Raw genomic sequence first — 18,667 nt, 5'->3', positions numbered from 1 at the left:
GCTGATTGCCCGGCCTTTTGGTTTACGGCTCATCAGTGCCAATGTCTTCTTTGCGTTTGGCCATATAGGCATCCAGCTCCTCGCGGATAGCCGGGTCCATTTCAGGGGCCTCATATTCGCGCAGGGCTTGTTGCCATATTTCGGTGGCGCGGGTCAGTGCGGTTTTCGAGCCTGCGGCCTCCCACGCGCCATGGTTTTGCCAGTCGGACAGCATCGGCGCATAAAAGGCGGTTTCATAGCGCTCCATCGTGTGATCCGTTCCAAAGAAATGCCCGCCCGTAGGCACATCCTTGATTGTGTCCAGCCCAAGTTCATCCTGATTGAATTCCAGCGGCTTGAGGAACTCCATCATGTTTTGTAGAATCTCCACATCCATGACCAGTTTTTCATACGACGCCGTCAATCCGCCCTCGAGCCAGCCCGCCGCGTGATAGACCAGATTGGCCCCGCCCAGCACCGCGCCCCAAGTGGCCATCATCGTCTCATAGGCAGCCTGAAGATCCACCACGTTCGAGGCATTGGCATTCGATGTCCGATAGGGGATGCCATAGCGACGACATAGCTGGCCGCTGATCATGTTGGCTTTGCTGTTTTCCGGTGTCCCAAAGGCAGGCGCGCCAGATTTCATATCCACGTTCGAGGTGAAAGAGCCATACATCACCGGCGTGCCAGGGTTGACCAACTGGGTCAGAGTGACGCCAAACAAAGCCTCAGCGTTCTGTTGTGCCAAAGCGGCAGGCAATGTCACCGGGGTCATCGCCCCCATCAAGGTGAAGGGCGTAATTGTCACCGGCTGGCCATGTTCCGCCATAGCAATCAAGCCATCGCCCATTGCATCATCAAACAGGCGGGGAGAGTTGACAGAAATGATGGTGATCACACCGGGATCATGGCGCATTTCCTCAACCGAGATACCGCGCGATATGGCCATCATGTTGATGCCGTCCATGGCCCGACCTCGGCCAATCGCAGTGGCGTGAAAGCTGAGGTCACTATAAGTGAGGTTGGCGTTATAAGTATCCAGATGCCGGTTGTTGGCTGGCATTTCCTGCGGTGCTGTCACTTGATTGCCTATCAGGTGAATGGCGTTGAAGTGATGCGCCAGTTTGATGAAGTTGCAGTAATCCTCATAATTTCCGGGCCGGCGACCATTGATGCAGTCATGCACATTCGGTGGGCCAGCAACGAGGCCGAAGTTGACGTTGTTACCGCCGAGCGCAATCCGCTTTGCTGGATTCCGGGCGGTCAGGGTGAAGGTTTTCGGGACTGTCTTCAGCGCTTCCATGACGATGCTTTCGTCAATGCGGATCGTTTTGGTATCACGGTCGACGATGGCACCAGCGTTTTCAAACAGGTCCATCACGTTGTCGCCCATCACGCGGATACCCGCCTCGGACAGGATGCGCATGGAGGTGGCGTGGAGCTGATCCAGTTGATCGGGGCTGAGCAATTCCACCTTGGGGGCGGTGTTGACCACGTTGCTCCAGGGCAGCTGGCTGATGCCTCCGCCGCTGCGTCCGGCTTTGCCGCGACGGCCACCGCCACGTCTTTCTCGTGCCATGTCAGTATCCTCTTTCGGGGTTGACGATATTGTTCAGCGCTTCGCCCTTGCGATAGCGCATCAGATTTTCAGAAAACATCTCAACCGATTTGAGGTCCCAGCCATCATAAACCGAGGAACAATGCGGAGTGATGATCACATTGTCCAAACCCCAAGAGATGTGATCCGAGGGCAGGGGCTCGGTCATAAAGACGTCCAGCGCCGCGCCGCGGATACGCTTGTTTTCAAGGGCATTGATGAGACTAGTCTCGTCGATCACGCCGCCGCGAGAGACGTCGATAATAACAGCCGTGTCCTTCATTGCTTCAAAGGCATCCGGCCCAACGATTCCGCGCGTACTGTCCAACAGAGGTACACAAGTCACGATGAAATCGGCCTGACCCCATAGGCTTGAAAGATCCTCCATCCCGCAAACCCGGTCGACATTCGGAGTTGCCTTTGGGCGCGCACGGACACCTATGGTGTGCATCTCCATCGCTTTGCAACGTGCGGCAACGGCCTCGCCGGTTTTGCCCAGTCCAATGATCAGAACGGTTTTGCCGTCGATTGGTTCAACTTTGCCCGAAATCCACTCCCGCCGGGCCTGCGCTGCCTGAAAACATGGCAGGCCCAGACTGAAATGGAGCATGCCTCCAAGCGCGTATTGCGCCATCATGTCGGCGGCCACACCGGCGGCATTCGTCACGTCCAATTCACCGGGGTTCCACGGAATCAGATGATCAATGCCAGAGCCGCCGACCGAGACCCATTTGACACTGGGCGCATCAATCAAGGCCTGTCGGGGGAAAGTGGGCGTGCCATTGAAACGGACCGAAAATATCACTTCCGCCTTTGTTTGTGTCACCAGATCCGGGAGCCCTTCGTAGGTGTCACAGGTGTGAATTTCCAGGTCGCCATGCTCGCGGTGCAGAATGGCATGGGCCGGCTCCGGGTTGTCGGTGTGCAGGATCACAACAGGGGATTTCATCGTTTATCCTTTGGTTCAATGAGGACTCGATCAGAGAGTATGTTCTGGGTTTGAAGCATGGGGCGGGTCATACAGGTGCTGTCCCAGATCTGAGAACTGACTGTCGGGCTGCAGCAAGGCAAAACAAGCATCGCGGATGGCTTCGGCACGCGTTTCTCCAATGGTTGGTGCGGCGAATTTCATGAACTTCCCGACAACTTCATCACGACTCATCGGGCTTTCGGGGCCGCCACGGGCATGCACATCTCCCGACGCCAACACTTGACCGTTGTTTAGTGTGATCTCAACATCCGAGTAGCGATACTGCGGGAAGCGTTCACTGTGCACTTGCACCTCGGACACGTTGATTTTGTCCAAGAAAGTTGCGACCGCTGGATCGCTCAACCCCGCGCCGGTGATATACTCCACGCCAATATGGCGATAGAGCGCCATGGTCGCCACCGCGAACGGCAGCGAATATTGCGCCGAGGATGTATCATTTGGCATGCCTTGAAACAGGCAGGCCGCTTCGTTGAAGGTGTTCACCTGCAATTTCGCGATGTCATCTGCCGTGAAACTATGATCCAACATTAGTGCACGTACCGCGTCAATTGCGGCATGGGCCCAGCGACAAACGGGATATGGCTTCACGTATTGATGTTCCATTTGCCAAAAATGACCCAGATCGGCCCAATGCTGCGCCACGCGCTCTTCCTCGATGGTGATGGCCGGGGCGCCGGTAAAGCCTTTCTCTGCTAGAATCGCGGAGGATATGCCCACCATCGCGCCCCAACCGGACCCGTCATGTAGCATCGTTGGATTGGCAATTTCGCGCATCATCTGGCTGCGTGGGCCGTGGTATTCGGCAATCCCCATGGATTGACGCAGCTGTTCAGGGGTGTGCTCCCGCAGGCGAGCGGCCATGGCGGCCACACCCAAAGCATTCCACGCGCCAGAGGTGTGATAGTCACTCACAGTTTTGTGCAGCGAAATGCCCGCGCGCCCTGCGACTTCGTAACCAATGGTGATGGTTGTCAGAGCCTCAGGGCCGGAAAAATCAGGTACGGTTTCGGCCAAGGCGGCAAGCGCTGGTATGACGACAACTCCGATATGCCCCTTGCTTGGGTTGTAGCCATCATGCCCATCAAGGTTATCCGTTTGCGTGGCGGCAGAATAGGCTGCGCCTGCCATACTCACTTGCCGACCATCGAACATCATCCGGGCCGCAGTGGAAGGATCCCCCGCACCATAGAGCGCCGTTGCGGTTTCCCGCCCAATTCGGCCAGCGTCCATCGGGCCAGACGCGATGGTGATGCCAAGCGTATCCAGAAGCATGAGTGCGGCGGATTCGAGTGTCGATTGCGGAATGTCCCGCGGTGCAAGATCAAGAGAAAAGGCAGCGACTTTGTCGAAGGTGTTGGTCATGTCAGGGCCTGAGTATTGCGGAGCGCTGGGGCGTATTGTTGCTTATCGTAAGGCGAAACAGAACAGCGTGGCGCGAAAATTAATCTAGGTCTTTGGGGGGGTATTTTTTGCGCTATGCGATGGGGTGGATTTCGGTGGGGTGGCCCTTGCAATCAATTGACTGGCGCGGGTAAATGGCTGTCATGCATGGCTCTATGATGAACCTTCCCCATTTGTCTTATTTACGCTCGTTCGAAGCGGCGGCACGGCATTTGAGTTTCACCAGCGCGTCAGAGGAATTGAACTGTACGCAGTCTGCAGTAAGCAACCATGTTCGATCTTTGGAAAAGTACCTTGGGCGCCCCTTGTTTGTGCGCCATCCGCAATCCTTATCTTTGACGGACTTGGGAACCGCGTATTTGCCATCTGTGAGGCAAGCTCTCGTTCAGATCGACATGGCGACGCAGTCTCTGATGACGCAAACTCTCAAACGCGAGGTGGTGCTGTCCTGCCCCGTCGCTTTGGCGGGCGGCTGGTTACCGAATGTATTGGATGGATTCCACCAAGCGCATCCTGAGGTTGGGCTGACGGTGCATGGCACGATCTGGGATGACGTGGCCGAGCGGGTTTCGGATATTTCGATCACAGTACGACATGATAGTGAAGCCACGCCGGAATTGAAAAAGCTGTGGGATGACCAATTGACCGTGGTCTGCGCGCCGGATTTCGAGGCGGGTGCTGAGCTTCTGACCCGGCCCGAGCAATTGCTTGAGGCGGAATTGATTCATATTTTAGGCCGCCCGGTCTATTGGAAGCTAATCTCGAACCATTTCAATCTGGCGGAGCTGGAAGCCCGAAGCGGGGCCAAGACCAATTCATCAAATATCGCCATTGAAATGGTGGTGAATGGCCTGGGTTGTGCCGTATTGCCGCGCTCTCTGGTTATGGCACATGTGCAGCGTGGGTTGTTGCGAGAGCCGTTTGAACTGAATATCGCAAGCCCGTGGAATTACTTTTTGCAAGTCGCGGATTCCAATCCGCCACAATCCGTACGGCGCTGTCTGGATTGGCTGACGACCAAGTCTAAAGAAATGCAAGATAACCTGGACGGCAATTAGAAAAACGGGCGCTCAAATCTGTGCGCCCGCTTGCCAACTTATTATGCCCGCAGGCGTGCGCCTTTGGCATCAAAAGGCGGTTCTTGCAGGATGCGGGCCTTGTGCGGAATGCCCAGAATCATAACCTCAACCTCATCACCCGCCTTGGCCACCTCGGGATTGGCATAGCCAAGCGCCAGAGATTTTCCGACGTAGTAGCCATATGAGCCTGAAGTCACTCGGCCAACAGACTTTCCGTCTGGCGTAAAGATCGGCTCTCCGCCCGTCGCATCGGCATCATGGCTAATGTCAATGTCATAGGTGACCAGAACCTCGCGCGGTGCTTTGTCCTTGATCGCCAGATAGGCATCTTTGTTCAGGAAATCCTTGTCGAGCTTGATCAGACCGTCCAAGCCAACCTCTTGTGGCCAATATTCCGGGCTGTATTCGCGACCCCATGACCCGTAACCTTTTTCGATCCGTAAGCTTCCAAGGGCACGACCACCGACAGGGCCACCTTCCATGGATTTAGCGGCTTCAATGAGTGCAGAGTAAAGCGTGACTTGATCGTCCTGTGCACAATGCAGCTCCCACCCCAGATCGCCGGTAAAACTGACGCGGATGGCAAGGCACTCGACACCGGCCACGGTGATGGTTTGAGAGCGCATGAAACGGAAGGTTTCGTTGCTGAGATCCGCATTTGTCATACGTTGCAGCAGGTCGCGCGCTTTGGGGCCAGCGACGTTATAGCCGGTGATGCGGTTGGTCGCATTCTCAAAGATCGTGTCTTCGGGCAGCTCAATCATATTGAAAAACCGCTGATGATAGCGCTCTGCCATGCCTGAGCCGACCATCACATATTCGTCATCGGCCACTTTGGTGATGGTGAAATCGCCAGCGATGCCGCCGCGCACGCCAATCATTGGGGTCAAGCAAGACCGACCCACTTCTGTTGGAATGCGGTTGGCCATCAACTGGTCCAGCCACGTGTGCGCACCGGGTCCTTTGATCACATAGTTGGCAAAGTTCGAAATATCGATCACGCCGACATGGTCACGCAGTATCTTGGCTTCACGCTCAACACTTTTCCACCAGGGCTGACGCGTGAAGCCCGCAGAATCTGGTGTGTCGAGGTCGAAATACAGTGGATGCTCCCACCCGGCATTCAAGCCGAACACGCCGCCCATATCTTTTTGCATTTGATATGCGGGCCGCATCCGCGCAGGCCGTCCGGCAGAGCGCTCTTCGTTCGGGAAGTGGATGGCAAAGCGGTGCGTGTATTGATCTTCGACCTTGGCTTTGGTGAACGCCTTGTCGGCCCAATCGCCAAAGCGCGCCAGATCCCATGCGAACATGTCATATTGCGGTTCGCCCTCGATGATCCATTGCGCCGTCATCAAGCCCAAACCACCCGACTGCGAGAAGCCGGGAATGATGCCGCCGCAGACGAAGTAGTTTTTGAGTTCAGGCACCGGCCCCCAGATCGCGTTGGCGTCTGGCGACCAGATCATCGGGCCGTTGATCACGCGTTTCACACCAGCTGTGGCCGCCGCGGGCACACGCTCGGTCGCTCGGATCACGTTGTCCATGATCCGGTCAAGATCATCGGGGAACAGCTCATGGGCAAAGTCCAGCGGCGTGCCGTTTTCAGCCCAGAACTTCATGTCTTTCTCGTAGGCACCGATCAGCAGGCCGTTGCCCTCTTGCCGGAAATAGTATTCGCCATCACGGTCGGCGATGGAGGGCAGGCGACGCCCCAGTTGCTCGACCTCGTCAATGGTTTCGGTCACGAAATACTGGTGCTCGGTTGGTTGAAGTGGCAGTTCAATTCCTGCCAGTGCAGCCACTTCGCGCCCCCAAAGACCTGCGGCGTTGATCACCCACTGGGTGTGGATATCACCCTTTTCGGTTTTGACGATCCAGCTGCCATCGGGCTGTTGTTCATTGCCAATGACTGGGCAGAACCGTTCAATCGTCGCCCCCAGCTGTCGTGCGCCAGCGGCATAGGCCATGGTCACACCCGACGGGTCAACGTTGCCGCCATCAGGTTCATACATGATGCAGCGCACGTCATCGAATTGCGCAAGTGGATGCAATTCTTTGGCTTTTTCTTTGCTAACCTCAAAGAAGTTCAGGCCGTAAAACTTTGCCTTGGCTTCTTGCAGGCGCAACTGATGTTCACGTGCTTCGGTTTGTGCCAGATAGAGCGAGCCGGGTTGAAACACGCCGCAGCCCTGACCAGTTTCCTTTTCCAGCTCTTTATACAGGTTCATCGTATAGTGTTGGATGCGAGTGATGTTGTTGTTGTCGTGCAGGCCGTGAATGTTGGCCGCCGCATGCCAGGTTGATCCCGAAGTCAGCTCATCGCGTTCAATCAACACGGAGTCGGCCCAGCCGAGTTTGGCCAAGTGATACAGGATCGAGCAGCCGGCTAATCCGCCGCCGATGACAACTGCCTGTGCGTGGGTTTTCATTGTGTGGGTCCTTGGGTTTCGGGCATTGGCCCGTGAGTGGTATGGATTTTAGAATTGGCCTCAGCCATTCATCTCTTTGACAGTGGCCAGAAACTTGGCGACTTCCTCGACGTTGTTGTAATGGCACATCGACACACGAATGCAGCTGTCCATGCCGAGCGGCGTTAGGATGTTGCCGGAATAATGGTCGGCCTTGCGGACGTGGGTGCGAATGCCCGCCGCGTTTAGCTTTTCGACAACCTCAACCGATGGCATGGTTTCCAACCGGAAGGAAACAAGCCCTTCGCGCGCGGGGTTGTCGACACCGCCCAGAATGGTGACGTTCTCCATCTCGGCCAAACCGGGCAGGTTACCTGCCCCGTGCAGCATCGCATCGGTCAACACCTTTTCCTGTGCATGGATTGCTTCACCAGCCGCGACAAACTTCTCGCGACGGTTCGTGCTGTCGCTGACTTCGCCGCCAAGCCACTCGAGATAGTTTGCGACGTCGCTGAGTGTTGCGTAACTGCCGGTATCGCGGGTTCCCATTTCCCAGTTGTCTGCGGGGCCATCAATCAGGCTATTGTGCGGAAGCTTGGTCAGGCGATCAGAAATCCATGCCAGTCCATAGCCGTGACGTGAAAACATTTTGTAGGGCGAGATGACATACCCATCGATGTCATAAGCAGTCAGATCAATCCGACCATGCGCGGCATGCTGGATACCATCAACGATGATAAAACAGTCAGGGGCCACTTTACGGATTTCCGCAGCGATGGCCGGCAGATCCACACCCATGCCAGTAACAGGTGAGGTGTGAACAATGGTAGCAACAACAGTGTCGGCAGTGACTGCGGTGGCATAGGCTTTTGGTTTTATCGTGCCTGTCGCATCAGCATGGGTAATCAGAACATGGTTCTGGCCTGCAACACGCGCCCAGCGATCGCAGGCAGAACGGGTCGCCGGATGCTCAAGCGTTGATCCGAGCACAGTGCCGCCTGTTGCTGTACCAAGACAGGCATTCATGATCAGGCGGAACAACAGTTCGGTGCCGCTTTCGCCGATAAAGAACTGCCCGCCCGGTGCATTCATCATCACGCGCATATCGTCCTTGGCCTGATCGATCACGCGCACCAGTTCCTGACTACCTGTGTTCGCCCGGCCTTGGTTGTCGGGGATGGCGGCATATTGGGCAGAGGTTTCAGTCACGGACTTCAATGTCAGTGACCCACCGGCATTTTCGAAAAACACACGAGACGGTTGCTGGGGGCAAGAGTCGATCAGTGCGAAGCGGTCCCGGATCTGGTGAAGAAGAATGTCGGTGATCATGTTTAGGGCGTTCCACAGGAGAAGTTAGCAGTCTGGCGACAAACTATGATCATCGCTTTCTAAGAACACGCAAAGAAAACCGGGGCTCAGCCGTTGAAAAATTGGCGCGGTTTGCGGAGGATACAGAGACTACGGCGCAAAAGTTCGTTCAGCCCCAAGCAGGGCATCCAAGCGCGTTTGATTATCTGCAGTGTTCGATATTATTCCGCAGTCGGCTCTGACATTTGGCTGAACCATCCCTTTAGGCCACTCGCGCTTTCCTGAAGCTTCAGGCGCCCGGCATCAACAGCGTCTGAATATGAGGACATCGCACCTTCCATAGAGGGGAAACTTTGACCTATGTCATCTGCGGTGACGTAAATCACTGTTGCTGTGACGAATACCAAAACCGCGAGCAGAAAGCCGCTTTTGAACCCACGCTTCTTTTCGGCAGAGCTTGCCTCGGGTTCCCTCATAGGCACGTGATCTTCGTCGCTGCCCAGAGACGAGGTGATCTCTTCGATGTCTGGAAACAGATCCCGTCGCGAGGAATAGGCAGGTTCATCGGCAATGGCTTCGGTACGATCTGCAACTTGAACGACACGTGGTTGTGTCTCTGTTTCAGGGAGCGCTGTTTGAGGTGAGGGCAATCCCAGATCTTGTTGCACCTCAAGCCCGCCTGCGGCCTCTTTTTTTCGGGCTTCTTGTTCCCATTCGGCTTCCTCGCGCAAAATTCGTGCAATCGCTGGATCGATATCACGAGGGGCAGGTGCCGGTGTGGGTTCCGGATGAACAGGCTCCGCTTCCAGATCAGGCCCATGCTCATCTTCGGTTTCAGCGGTATCCTCTTTGGTCGATGCACGGACCTCTTCAGGTTCGTCCCAATTTGGCGTTACCTGCCCCAGATCTTCAGCCGCTTCATCGCTTTCAAATTCGTCAGGCAGTGTTTCTGAAAGTTCGGCTTCGGCGTCTGCCACACTTTGTGCCATATCGTCATTGAGCGTGGTTGCAATTTCTTCCTGCGAAGATCCAGATTCTTGCTCGAAGATTTCCGGTTCTGCCTCTTCAGTACTCCCACTCAATTCCGAATCACGGCGCGCAAAGTGCGCCTGCAGTGACTCATCTTGAATGTCAGGTTCGCTATCTGGATGAGGTTGAAACCAAGTATCGTTGCAATTCGAACATTGCACATCGCGTCCTGCTTCAGGAATAACCTCAGCAGGAACCTCATATTGAGCTCCGCAATTTGGGCAAGTCAGCCGCATAGTCCCACCTGTTTCTGCCGACAGTTGTTCGAACCATAGGCTGAAAATTGGCCATGGAAAAGGCCAAAGCAAAAGCTCGCTCTAATCGTTGCACAAATGTGCCCGGTCAGGCATTTAGTGTGCAAGAGCAAAAGGGGCTGCATTGTTGTGATCGAGCTAGAAAACATCGCCTACAATTATGGCGGCGGAGAGTTGCTGAGCGAGGTGTCGCTTGAGCTGTCACCGGGGGGGTTCTATTTCCTCACGGGACCGTCCGGTGCCGGGAAAACGACGCTGATAAAACTGTGCTATGGCGCGTTGGTTCCGACGACCGGGCAACTGAAGATGTTTGGCCAAGATCGCCGGACGATGGAGCGTGATGACATTGCACAGGCGCGACGGCGGATCGGAGTGGTGCACCAAGATTGCCAGTTCCTCAATCACCTGAGTGTATCTGACAATATTGCCCTGCCGTTGATGGTCTCAAATCGTGATCTTCTGGCCGAGGCGGTGAACCTCAAAGAGCTGACCAATTGGGTTGGTCTGGCATCGCGCGCGCAGGCTTTGCCGCCAGAACTGTCAGGTGGTGAGCGTCAACGCGCAGCTTTGGCGCGGGCCTTGATTATGTCGCCGGATGTGGTGTTGGCGGACGAGCCCACGGGCAACGTAGATTGGGAAATGTCTCAGCGCCTTTTACGCCTGCTGGTCGAGCTGAACCGTATGGGAAAGACAATCATGATTGCCACCCATGATCTTGGCCTGATCCGCGCTGCAAAATCGCAGGTTCAGGCGCGGGTGCTGCGCATTTCCAATCGTCGGGTGCAACTTGCGGGGGCGGATCTGTGAATATTGATTGGACCAAAGTAACAGAATTTTTCGCGGGCGACACGCAGGCCGATAAGGTTGTACCACCGACCGGATACACAGCTTGGCTGACCTTGTTCAGTGCCGGGGCAATGGCGTTTTTGGCGGTTTTTGTTCTGGCCTTTTCGTTCGCAACGGGGAAACTGGCGGAACACTGGGGGGCTGACCTGTCGCGCAGCTCTACGATCAAGATTTCTGCGCCACAGGACCAGCTCGATAGTCAAACCGCTGCCGTGCTTAAAGTTCTGGAGACAACTCCCGGCGTCGCCGGTGCCCGTGCATTGACTGATGATGAACAACGCGCGCTGTTGGAGCCATGGTTTGGGCCGGATGTCCCGGTGGATGCATTGCCAATTCCGCGCCTTATCGAAGTAATCGAGAGCAGCGCAGGCTTTGATTCAGACGGCCTGCGACTGCGTCTGTCTGCCGAGGCCCCGGGGGCCACCTTGGATGATCACACCAGATGGCGACAACCACTGATCAAGGCGGCGAACAGGCTCCGGTTTTTTGGCTGGATGTCACTGCTTTTGATTGCGGCATCAGTAGGCGCAATCATCACTCTGGCGGCCAATGCTGCCCTGGTGGCCAACAAGCAAGTGATTGATGTATTACGCTTGGTTGGTGCTCGCGACACATACATCGTTCATGCCTTTGTCCGCAGGTTTACTTTGCGGGCCTTGACCGGCGGTGCCGTTGGCATGTTGCTTGCCAGTTTCGCGATTTTGTTGTTGCCTACGCCGCAGGCCGAAGGCGGGTTCCTGACCGACTTAGGTTTTGTGGGGGCACAATGGTTGTGGCCACTGATCGTGCCCCTATTGGCGGGTTGTGTGGCCTTTGTGGCGACCCGTATAGCCGCAACCAGGATTCTGAGGGAGACACCATGAAAGACGCAGTTCAATGGGTGCGATCCCTGATTTTTGTTGGGCAGATCTACATCATGATGGGTGTGCTAGGCATCTTATTTTTCCCTTGGGCATTGATCAGTCGCCGTGGGGCGCTAGCGGCGTGCAAAACCTGGTGCTGGTGGGTCCGCTGGACGGCGCGTTGGATGGTGGGTTTGAAGACCGAAGTGCGCGGAACACCCCCGACAGATGAGGTTGTCGTCGCGGGTAAACACCAGTCTTTCCTCGATATCATTCTAATCTTCGCAAGCGTTCCTTCGGGTAAATTTATTATGAAGCGCGAGCTCATGTGGGCCCCGGTGATCGGGCAGTACGGGCTTCGGTTGGGATGTGTGCCGGTTAATCGCGGCAAACGCAGCGCGGCGATCAAGAGAATGGTGGTTGATGTTGCCAAGGGCAAACAGCATCCGGGCCAATTGATCATTTACCCACAAGGCACCCGGATCGCACCCGGCGTAAAAGCCCCCTACAAGGTTGGCACCGCTGTATTGTATGAGGAACTCAAACAGGACTGCGTACCAGTAGCTGCGAACGTCGGCCTGTTTTGGCCGCGCAAAGGGATCATGCGTAAACCGGGCACGGCGGTGGTGGAATTTTTACCTCGGATCGAGGCTGGGTTATCGCGCCGAGAATTTCTGGCGACATTGGAAGAGATCATTGAAACCAAATCGAATGCTTTGATGCGGGAAGCGGGGTTTGATCCTGATGCAGTGGATTGAGGATGTCGAAAATCTGGAAGCGCTTTACGGTCAGCCCCCATCGGCTGCTATTCGAAAGGTGGCCACACGCCTGACGCCTCTATATCGAAAGTGGATCATGGCATCGCGCTTTTGCGTACTTACCACCGTCGGCCCGGGCGGTACCGATGGCAGCCCGCGTGGGGATGACGGACCGGTCGTGACCGAGCTGGACGAACAGACGCTGGCGATGCCGGATTGGCGGGGCAACAACCGTTTGGATTCGCTGCGCAATATCGTGTCGGATGGTCGTGTATCGCTGATGTTTATAGTGCCCGGATTGAACACGATTGTGCGCCTGAATGGTCAAGCCAAATTGACCGAAGATGCCGATCTGCGAGCACGGTTTGAACACAAAGCCCGCCAACCTACGACGGTGATCGTGATCCGCATTGGCGAGATTTATACACAATGTGCCCGGGCGCCAATGCGTGCAGGCCTCTGGTCGCGCGACGATAGCGAAGGCCTGCCAACAGTTGGCGAAATACTGGCCGAGCAAACGGATGGTGAAGAAGGTGGCGAAACGTACGACACCGAGTGGGGGCCGCGTGCGGCAAAAACCATGTGGTAAGTGAGGTCGTCATTTTCGGCGGCTCCTATCTTAGCCGCGTTTGCTCCAGATTTTCAGAGTTTCATGATAAGGCTGTATGTCGCCAAATTTCTCTGCAACCCAATCCAGGTTGTAATAGGTGTCGAGATACCGTTCTCCACTATCGCACATCAGCGAAACAATGGAACCTTTTTGACAGCGTTCAACCATCTCCTGTGCGATTTTCAACGTCCCCCAGAGGTTCGTTCCGGTCGAAGGACCTGCCTTGCGCCCAATCAACCTTTCAAGCCAGTGGATAGTGGCAACGCTGGCAGCGTCGGGAATTTTTAACATCCGATCAATGATATCGGGTTGAAAGGATTTCTCGACTTTGGGTCGCCCGATCCCCTCAATCCGGCTGGAGCAATCGGCGGTGAGTGTTGTGTCGCCACTCTGATAACTGTCATAAAAAACAGAGTGTTCCGGGTCGACCACAACCAGTTGCGTGCCATGGCCTTTGTAGCGGATAAAGCGCCCTAAGGTGGCCGAGGTCCCGCCGGTACCGGCGCTCATAACGATGGTGTGAGGAACTGGATGGGGCTCACTCGCCATCTGCGAAAAGATGCTTTCGGCGATGTTGTTGTTACCGCGCCAATCAGTAGCTCGTTCGGCATAGAGGAATTGATCCATGAAATAGCCGCCAATATCAGTCGCTAAATTGGTCGCGGCATCATGCATTTGTGGGGCGCTGTCGACAAAGTGGCACTTGCCGCCAAACAGAGCGATTTTGTCGATCTTGCTTTGGGCGGTGCTGCGGGGCACCACGGCAATGAAGGGCAAACCCAAAATCTGGGCAAAGTAAGCCTCAGACACCGCGGTACTTCCAGAGGACGCTTCAACAACAGTGCTGCCTTCGTGCAATTTTCCATTGCACAGAGCATAGAGAAACAGCGAGCGTGCCAGACGGTGTTTCAGGCTGCCAGTGGGGTGCGTGCTTTCGTCTTTAAGATAGATGTCGATCCCATCAAGACTAGGAATCGGCAATTTAAACAAGTGGGTGTCCGCTGAACGCTGGTAGTCTGCTTCGATTTTCCTGATTGCGTCGGAAACCCAGTTTGGCATGTTTAACCTATCGTTGTTGCGGCCTGCGCTGTGAATAAAAAAGGCCGGTGAAAAACATCACCGGCCTTTGTTGATTGATCAGGCGTGGATCGCGCCGTCGCCGCAGGCCAGTGCGGCCTCGCGCACGGCCTCGGAAAAGGTCGGGTGCGCGTGACAGGTCAGGGCGATATCCTCGGCAGAGGCGCCGAATTCCATTCCGACACAGATCTCGTGGATCAAATCGCCTGCAGCAGGTCCAATGATGTGGGCGCCAAGGATGCGATCGGTTTCCTTGTCGGCGATCAGTTTGACAAAACCTTCGCCCGCGAAAACTGCCTTGGCACGACCATTCCCCATGAAAGAGAACTTGCCAACCTTATAGGCACGGCCTTGTTCTTTCAGAGTTTCTTCGGTTTCGCCGACGCTTGAGACCTCGGGGTGCGTATAGATCACACCGGGGATCACGTTGTAGTTCACATGGCCATGTTTGCCCGCAATCTGTGCGGCGGCGGCCATGCCCTCGTCTTCAGCTTTGTGAGCCAGCATCGGGCCTTCGATGGCGTCTCCGATGGCGTAGATGCCAGGAATATTGGTCTGCCATTGCGCGTTGGTTTTGATCTGGCCGCGCTCGGTCATTTCAACGCCAAGCTCGGCAAGGCCCAGCCCATCAGTGAAGGGTTTGCGGCCGGTGGCGACAAGAACGGTATCAGCTTCAAGCATGCCTTCCTTGTCGTTCTTGCGCAGTGTGTAGTGCACTTTGGCCTTGGTTTTGGTGGCCTCGACTTTTTGCACCGCAGCGCCCATGACGAACTTCATGCCTTGTTTTTTCAGCATGCGTTGGACGGTTTTTTGCACTTCGGCGTCCATGCCGGGGGTGACAGCATCGAGGAATTCAACAACAGTCACTTCGGCCCCCAATCGGGAATAGACCGAACCAAGTTCCAGACCAATCACGCCGGCACCGATGACGACCATTTTCTTTGGAATTTTACCCAGCTCCAGCGCGCCGGTGGAGGTGACGACGACTTTCTCGTCGATTTCAACACCCGGCAGCGACGACGGCTCAGATCCCGATGCGATGATGATATTTTTGGCCTCGTGGACCTCGGCGCCCACCTTAACCTTGCCCGCTTCGGGGATGGAACCCCAGCCTTGAAGCCAGTCAATCTTATTCTTTTTGAACAGAAATTCGATACCTTTCGTATTTTGTTCGATGACGCTGTCCTTGTATCCCAGCATCTCTTTCCAATCGACCGAGGGCGACTTGCCCTTTAGGCCCATTTTGGCAAAGTTGTGCTCGGCCTCGTGCAGCATGTGTGAGGAATGCAGAAGCGCCTTGGACGGTATGCAGCCAACGTTCAGGCAAGTGCCGCCGAGGGTTTCGCGCCCTTCGACACAGGCGGTTTTCAGGCCCAGCTGGGCACAGCGGATTGCGGCGACATAGCCGCCCGGGCCTGCACCAATTACGATGACGTCATAATTTGCCATTTAGGTCTCCTGTCGGGTCTGATTTATGTACCAGTGGTACAACATATACGCGGATTATGTACGCAATTGTTACCCGAGGTGTCGGGAATGTACAAATCGGTCTTTGGGGGTGCGCGAGGTCAGACCAGCGCCGCAATCAACATGAGGGTTGTGGCACCAAAACCGATCAACCAGATCACAGAGCGCCAGGGGCGCAGGCCGAAGTAATAGGCTGGAATATAGAGGATGCGCGCGGCGAGGTAAGTGAACGCTGAGAAAGCCGTGTAAGATGTGGACTGATCAGATAGCGTGATCACCACACAGGCGATGGAGAAGAGAATGAGCCCTTCGAAATGATTGTTCATCGCCCGATAGAGCCGCGCTGTTTTATCGCTGAGCTGATCCTCGAGACTACCGCCCAGTTTCGAGCGATCCCGCGCCGAAGTAGTTTTGCCCGGCCCCAGCTCCAGATTGGCGGGCACGGACATCAGGACGAACTGGATGACCTGAAGGAGCGCGGCGAGAGTGAGGGCGGTGAGTTCGGGGGTCATAATGCATTAACGTTGCGTTTCATACGAACCTGAAATTCAGCCTTGTCAGATTTGGAAAGCGTTTTCGAAAATCGAGACAGCTGGCGGGCAAATAAAGCCAGCTTAACATTCGTGAAACAAACCCAACCACCGTAAGTAAGCGGTACAAGTAAAATCAGTGAGAAGACGGCTGCAGCTATGGGGATCAGCGGCCCCGCTGGCAAAAGAATTACGGCGGCACCAGAGATAACCATGGCTATATACCAAAATAGGTTTTTCCACAGCTGAGTGGAGGCCATGAAAAATTCGCCGTATCTTCCATGGGCGGCGGCGATAGCCACAACTAATGAGATTTTTACGAATTGGCCGGGAATCTTTGAAGCTGCGTCCAAGCCAAGTGCATATGCAATTGCAAGTGCTAGTGCGCATAATATTATGGTAAGGCGTACTCCTGTAAAAAGTCGAACCTTTCCAGAAGCTTCCATCGGGGCGGCCTCGTTCATGGACAAGCGAAGGCTTGCCATGTCCATAGCAGCATTTTGCGATGGGGCCGCCAAGGGTATCAACATAAGTGGAGGCAGAGCTGACTCTATCTTCTTCGTTAGCCAGTATTGCGAGCGATTTGACACTATGAATGTTGTCCTCTGGAATTACAGCGATCCGCCAGAAATATGGATTAGGTGGGCAAATTGCCCACCCTACGAGCACCTTTTGATCAAGTGCGCCCTAAGCTCAGGACTCTTTCAGCACCTTGATCTCGATATGTGCCACACCGCCGCGTTCGTGGTGCATGGCCAGTGCCTCGGATTCGAGGAAGGCTGTCGCCTTGTCCAGATCGGTGATCTCGAATAGGGCGATGGCATGGTTGCGTTGATCCGGATCGTGCCAGATGTGGAGGTCGCGGATGCCCGCGGCCTCTCGGACAGATTTGTCTTCGTTAAAAACCTTGAGCCAGACATCGAAATCGGCGACATCGGCCTGCCATAAAACATGAGTAGCCATATCAGAGATCCATCAATAGACGACGTGGGTCCTCGAGCGCGTCCTTGACGCGGACGAGGAAGGTAACGGCACCTTTGCCGTCGACGATGCGGTGGTCGTAGCTAAGTGCCAGATACATCATCGGGCGGGCGACGATCTCTCCGTTCACCACCATCGGGCGTTGCTGGATCTTGTGCATGCCCAGAATGCCTGACTGTGGCGGGTTCAGGATGGGGGAGGACATCAGCGAGCCGTAGACACCACCGTTGGAGATGGTGAAGGTGCCGCCCTGCATTTCGGCCATGCTAAGCTTACCGTCACGGGCGCGAGCGCCTTTTTCGGCGATGGCTTTTTCTATGCCTGCAAATGACATTGCGTCGGCGTCGCGGATGACCGGAACCACCAGACCGGTGGGCGTGCCAGCGGCAATGCCCATATGGACGAAGTTTTTATAGACGATGTCGGTGCCATCGATTTCGGCGTTGACCTCGGGCACTTCTTTCAGGGCGTGGCAGCAGGCCTTGGTGAAGAAGGACATAAAGCCCAGTTTGACACCGTGTTTCTTGAGAAACTCGTCTTTGTATTCGTTGCGCAGGGCCATCACCTCGGTCATGTCGACCTCGTTATAGGTGGTAAGCATGGCGGCGGTGTTTTGGCTTTCTTTCAGACGGCGCGCGATGGTCTGACGCAGCTTGGTCATGCGGACGCGTTCCTCGCGAGCGGCATCGTTTGCCGGAGAGGCCGGGCGCGGTGCTGCGGCAGCGGGTGCCGGGGCTGGTGCTGCGGCGGGTGCCGCACTTGCACCAGCTGCGGCGGCGCGGGCGACATCGTCTTTCATAATGCGACCGTCACGCCCGGTACCCTGTACCTGATCAGGCCTCAGGCCGCCTTCGGCCATGGCGACATTCGCCGATGGTGCGTTCTCGATATCCTTGCCGGTATTGGCGGAGGCAGCGGGAGCCGCAGCGGCTGCTGCTGGGGCTGCGGCGACGGCTCCGCCCGAAGACGATAGTACCGCCAATTTGCCGTTGGCCTGTACGGTGTCGCCTTCGTTTGCAACGATCTCGGCCAGCACGCCTGAGGCAGGGGCAGGCACCTCGACCGAGACTTTATCGGTTTCCAGCTCGCAGAGCATTTCATCGGCAGCGACGGCATCGCCGACCTTTTTGAACCAAGTGGCAACGGTGGCTTCGGTCACAGATTCGCCCAGCGTGGGGACCATGACGTCGATGCTGTCTCCCCCGCCTGTGGCAGCAGGCGCTGCAGCGGCGGGCGCTGCGGCGGCGGGGGCCGGGGCGGCCCCTTCGCCTTCGTTGATCATGGCGAGCAGGGCATCAACGCCAACGGTCTGGCCTTCCGCGGCGACAATCTCGCCCATGGTGCCAGCGGCGGGGGCGGGCACTTCGACGGTGACCTTGTCGGTTTCCAGCTCGCAGAGCATTTCATCGGCGGCGACGGCATCGCCGGGTTTCTTGAACCATGTGGCAACGGTGGCCTCGGTCACGGATTCGCCTAGGGTGGGTACGCGGACTTCTACTGGCAT

Annotated in this window: 17 protein-coding genes and 1 pseudogene; 6 read left to right on the top strand and 12 right to left on the bottom strand. The window is 55.9% G+C overall.

The annotated features are described in order from the left end of the window. Positions 1–22: 22 nt before the first annotated feature. The 3 genes from ROA7450_RS06150 to ROA7450_RS06140 are packed head-to-tail and all read right to left on the bottom strand — an operon-like array spanning position 23 to position 3,932. The gene (locus ROA7450_RS06150) at positions 23–1,561 is read right to left on the bottom strand and encodes a trimethylamine methyltransferase family protein (RefSeq protein WP_085804813.1); all 1,539 of its coding nucleotides are present in this window, start codon (positions 1,559–1,561) and stop codon (positions 23–25) included. A 1-nt stretch (position 1,562) separates the two neighbouring features. Then, on the bottom strand, positions 1,563–2,528 hold the full coding sequence (locus ROA7450_RS06145) for a D-2-hydroxyacid dehydrogenase (protein WP_085804812.1): 966 nt from the start codon (positions 2,526–2,528) through the stop codon (positions 1,563–1,565). A 30-nt stretch (positions 2,529–2,558) separates the two neighbouring features. Continuing rightward, positions 2,559–3,932: an MmgE/PrpD family protein gene (locus tag ROA7450_RS06140; RefSeq protein WP_085804811.1), complete on the bottom strand. Its 1,374-nt coding sequence runs from the start codon at positions 3,930–3,932 to the stop codon at positions 2,559–2,561. A 173-nt stretch (positions 3,933–4,105) separates the two neighbouring features. Here ROA7450_RS06140 and ROA7450_RS21260 point away from each other — a divergent pair. Next, a pseudogene (locus tag ROA7450_RS21260) lies at positions 4,106–4,309 on the top strand (LysR family transcriptional regulator); the annotation flags it as partial. Between the two features lie 57 nt (positions 4,310–4,366). Beyond that, complete coding sequence (locus tag ROA7450_RS06135; RefSeq protein ID WP_234999463.1) at positions 4,367–5,029, top strand: LysR substrate-binding domain-containing protein; 663 nt, start codon at positions 4,367–4,369, stop codon at positions 5,027–5,029. A 41-nt stretch (positions 5,030–5,070) separates the two neighbouring features. On the opposite strand, the gene ROA7450_RS06130 is transcribed toward ROA7450_RS06135, so the two are convergent. From ROA7450_RS06130 to ROA7450_RS06120, 3 genes are all read right to left on the bottom strand, one after another. Continuing rightward, the gene (locus tag ROA7450_RS06130; protein WP_085804810.1) at positions 5,071–7,482 is read right to left on the bottom strand and encodes a GcvT family protein; all 2,412 of its coding nucleotides are present in this window, start codon (positions 7,480–7,482) and stop codon (positions 5,071–5,073) included. Positions 7,483–7,542: 60 nt separating this feature from the next. Continuing rightward, positions 7,543–8,790 carry an aminotransferase class V-fold PLP-dependent enzyme gene (locus tag ROA7450_RS06125; RefSeq protein WP_085804809.1) on the bottom strand — a complete coding sequence of 416 codons (1,248 nt, stop codon included), beginning with the start codon at positions 8,788–8,790 and terminating at the stop codon, positions 7,543–7,545. Between the two features lie 200 nt (positions 8,791–8,990). After that, positions 8,991–10,034 (bottom strand): zinc-ribbon domain-containing protein, encoded by a 1,044-nt coding sequence (locus tag ROA7450_RS06120; RefSeq protein WP_085804808.1) that lies wholly within the window; start codon positions 10,032–10,034, stop codon positions 8,991–8,993. Between the two features lie 147 nt (positions 10,035–10,181). On the opposite strand from ROA7450_RS06120, the gene ROA7450_RS06115 reads away from it, so the two are divergent. The 4 genes from ROA7450_RS06115 to ROA7450_RS06100 are packed head-to-tail and all read left to right on the top strand — an operon-like array spanning position 10,182 to position 13,087. Beyond that, positions 10,182–10,859, top strand: a complete 678-nt coding sequence (locus ROA7450_RS06115; RefSeq protein ID WP_085804807.1) for a cell division ATP-binding protein FtsE — start codon at positions 10,182–10,184, stop codon at positions 10,857–10,859. Next, on the top strand, positions 10,856–11,761 hold the full coding sequence (locus ROA7450_RS06110) for a cell division protein FtsX (protein WP_085804806.1): 906 nt from the start codon (positions 10,856–10,858) through the stop codon (positions 11,759–11,761). Before ROA7450_RS06115 ends, ROA7450_RS06110 begins: the two co-directional genes overlap by 4 nt. Then, positions 11,758–12,498 carry a lysophospholipid acyltransferase family protein gene (locus ROA7450_RS06105; protein WP_085804805.1) on the top strand — a complete coding sequence of 247 codons (741 nt, stop codon included), beginning with the start codon at positions 11,758–11,760 and terminating at the stop codon, positions 12,496–12,498. The genes ROA7450_RS06110 and ROA7450_RS06105 overlap by 4 nt, the downstream gene beginning before the upstream one ends. After that, positions 12,485–13,087 carry a pyridoxamine 5'-phosphate oxidase family protein gene (locus ROA7450_RS06100; protein ID WP_085804804.1) on the top strand — a complete coding sequence of 201 codons (603 nt, stop codon included), beginning with the start codon at positions 12,485–12,487 and terminating at the stop codon, positions 13,085–13,087. Before ROA7450_RS06105 ends, ROA7450_RS06100 begins: the two co-directional genes overlap by 14 nt. Before the next feature lie 30 nt (positions 13,088–13,117). Here ROA7450_RS06100 and ROA7450_RS06095 read toward each other — a convergent pair whose 3' ends face one another. The 6 genes from ROA7450_RS06095 to odhB all read right to left on the bottom strand — a co-directional run bounded on the left by ROA7450_RS06095 (position 13,118) and on the right by odhB (position 18,667). Then, positions 13,118–14,167: a PLP-dependent cysteine synthase family protein gene (locus ROA7450_RS06095; RefSeq protein ID WP_085804803.1), complete on the bottom strand. Its 1,050-nt coding sequence runs from the start codon at positions 14,165–14,167 to the stop codon at positions 13,118–13,120. Between the two features lie 78 nt (positions 14,168–14,245). Then, the gene (gene lpdA, locus ROA7450_RS06090; protein ID WP_085804802.1) at positions 14,246–15,634 is read right to left on the bottom strand and encodes a dihydrolipoyl dehydrogenase; all 1,389 of its coding nucleotides are present in this window, start codon (positions 15,632–15,634) and stop codon (positions 14,246–14,248) included. 119 nt (positions 15,635–15,753) lie between these two features. Further along, a complete protein-coding gene (locus tag ROA7450_RS06085) occupies positions 15,754–16,164 on the bottom strand; it encodes an MAPEG family protein (protein ID WP_085804801.1) in 411 nt (136 codons plus the stop codon). After that, entirely contained in the window at positions 16,161–16,646 is a 486-nt protein-coding gene (locus tag ROA7450_RS06080) for a hypothetical protein (protein ID WP_143534378.1), read from the bottom strand. Before ROA7450_RS06080 ends, ROA7450_RS06085 begins: the two co-directional genes overlap by 4 nt. 229 nt (positions 16,647–16,875) lie before the next feature. Continuing rightward, the gene (locus tag ROA7450_RS06075) at positions 16,876–17,145 is read right to left on the bottom strand and encodes a hypothetical protein (RefSeq protein ID WP_085804799.1); all 270 of its coding nucleotides are present in this window, start codon (positions 17,143–17,145) and stop codon (positions 16,876–16,878) included. A 1-nt stretch (position 17,146) separates the two neighbouring features. Then, positions 17,147–18,667 carry a 2-oxoglutarate dehydrogenase complex dihydrolipoyllysine-residue succinyltransferase gene (odhB, locus tag ROA7450_RS06070; protein WP_085804798.1) on the bottom strand — a complete coding sequence of 507 codons (1,521 nt, stop codon included), beginning with the start codon at positions 18,665–18,667 and terminating at the stop codon, positions 17,147–17,149.

The sequence above is a fragment of the Roseovarius albus genome, from assembly GCF_900172335.1.
In the GTDB taxonomy this organism is placed as follows: domain Bacteria; phylum Pseudomonadota; class Alphaproteobacteria; order Rhodobacterales; family Rhodobacteraceae; genus Roseovarius; species Roseovarius albus.
The sequence above is the reverse complement of the archived record's forward strand: the minus strand, read 5'-3'. Positions and strand labels throughout refer to the sequence as shown.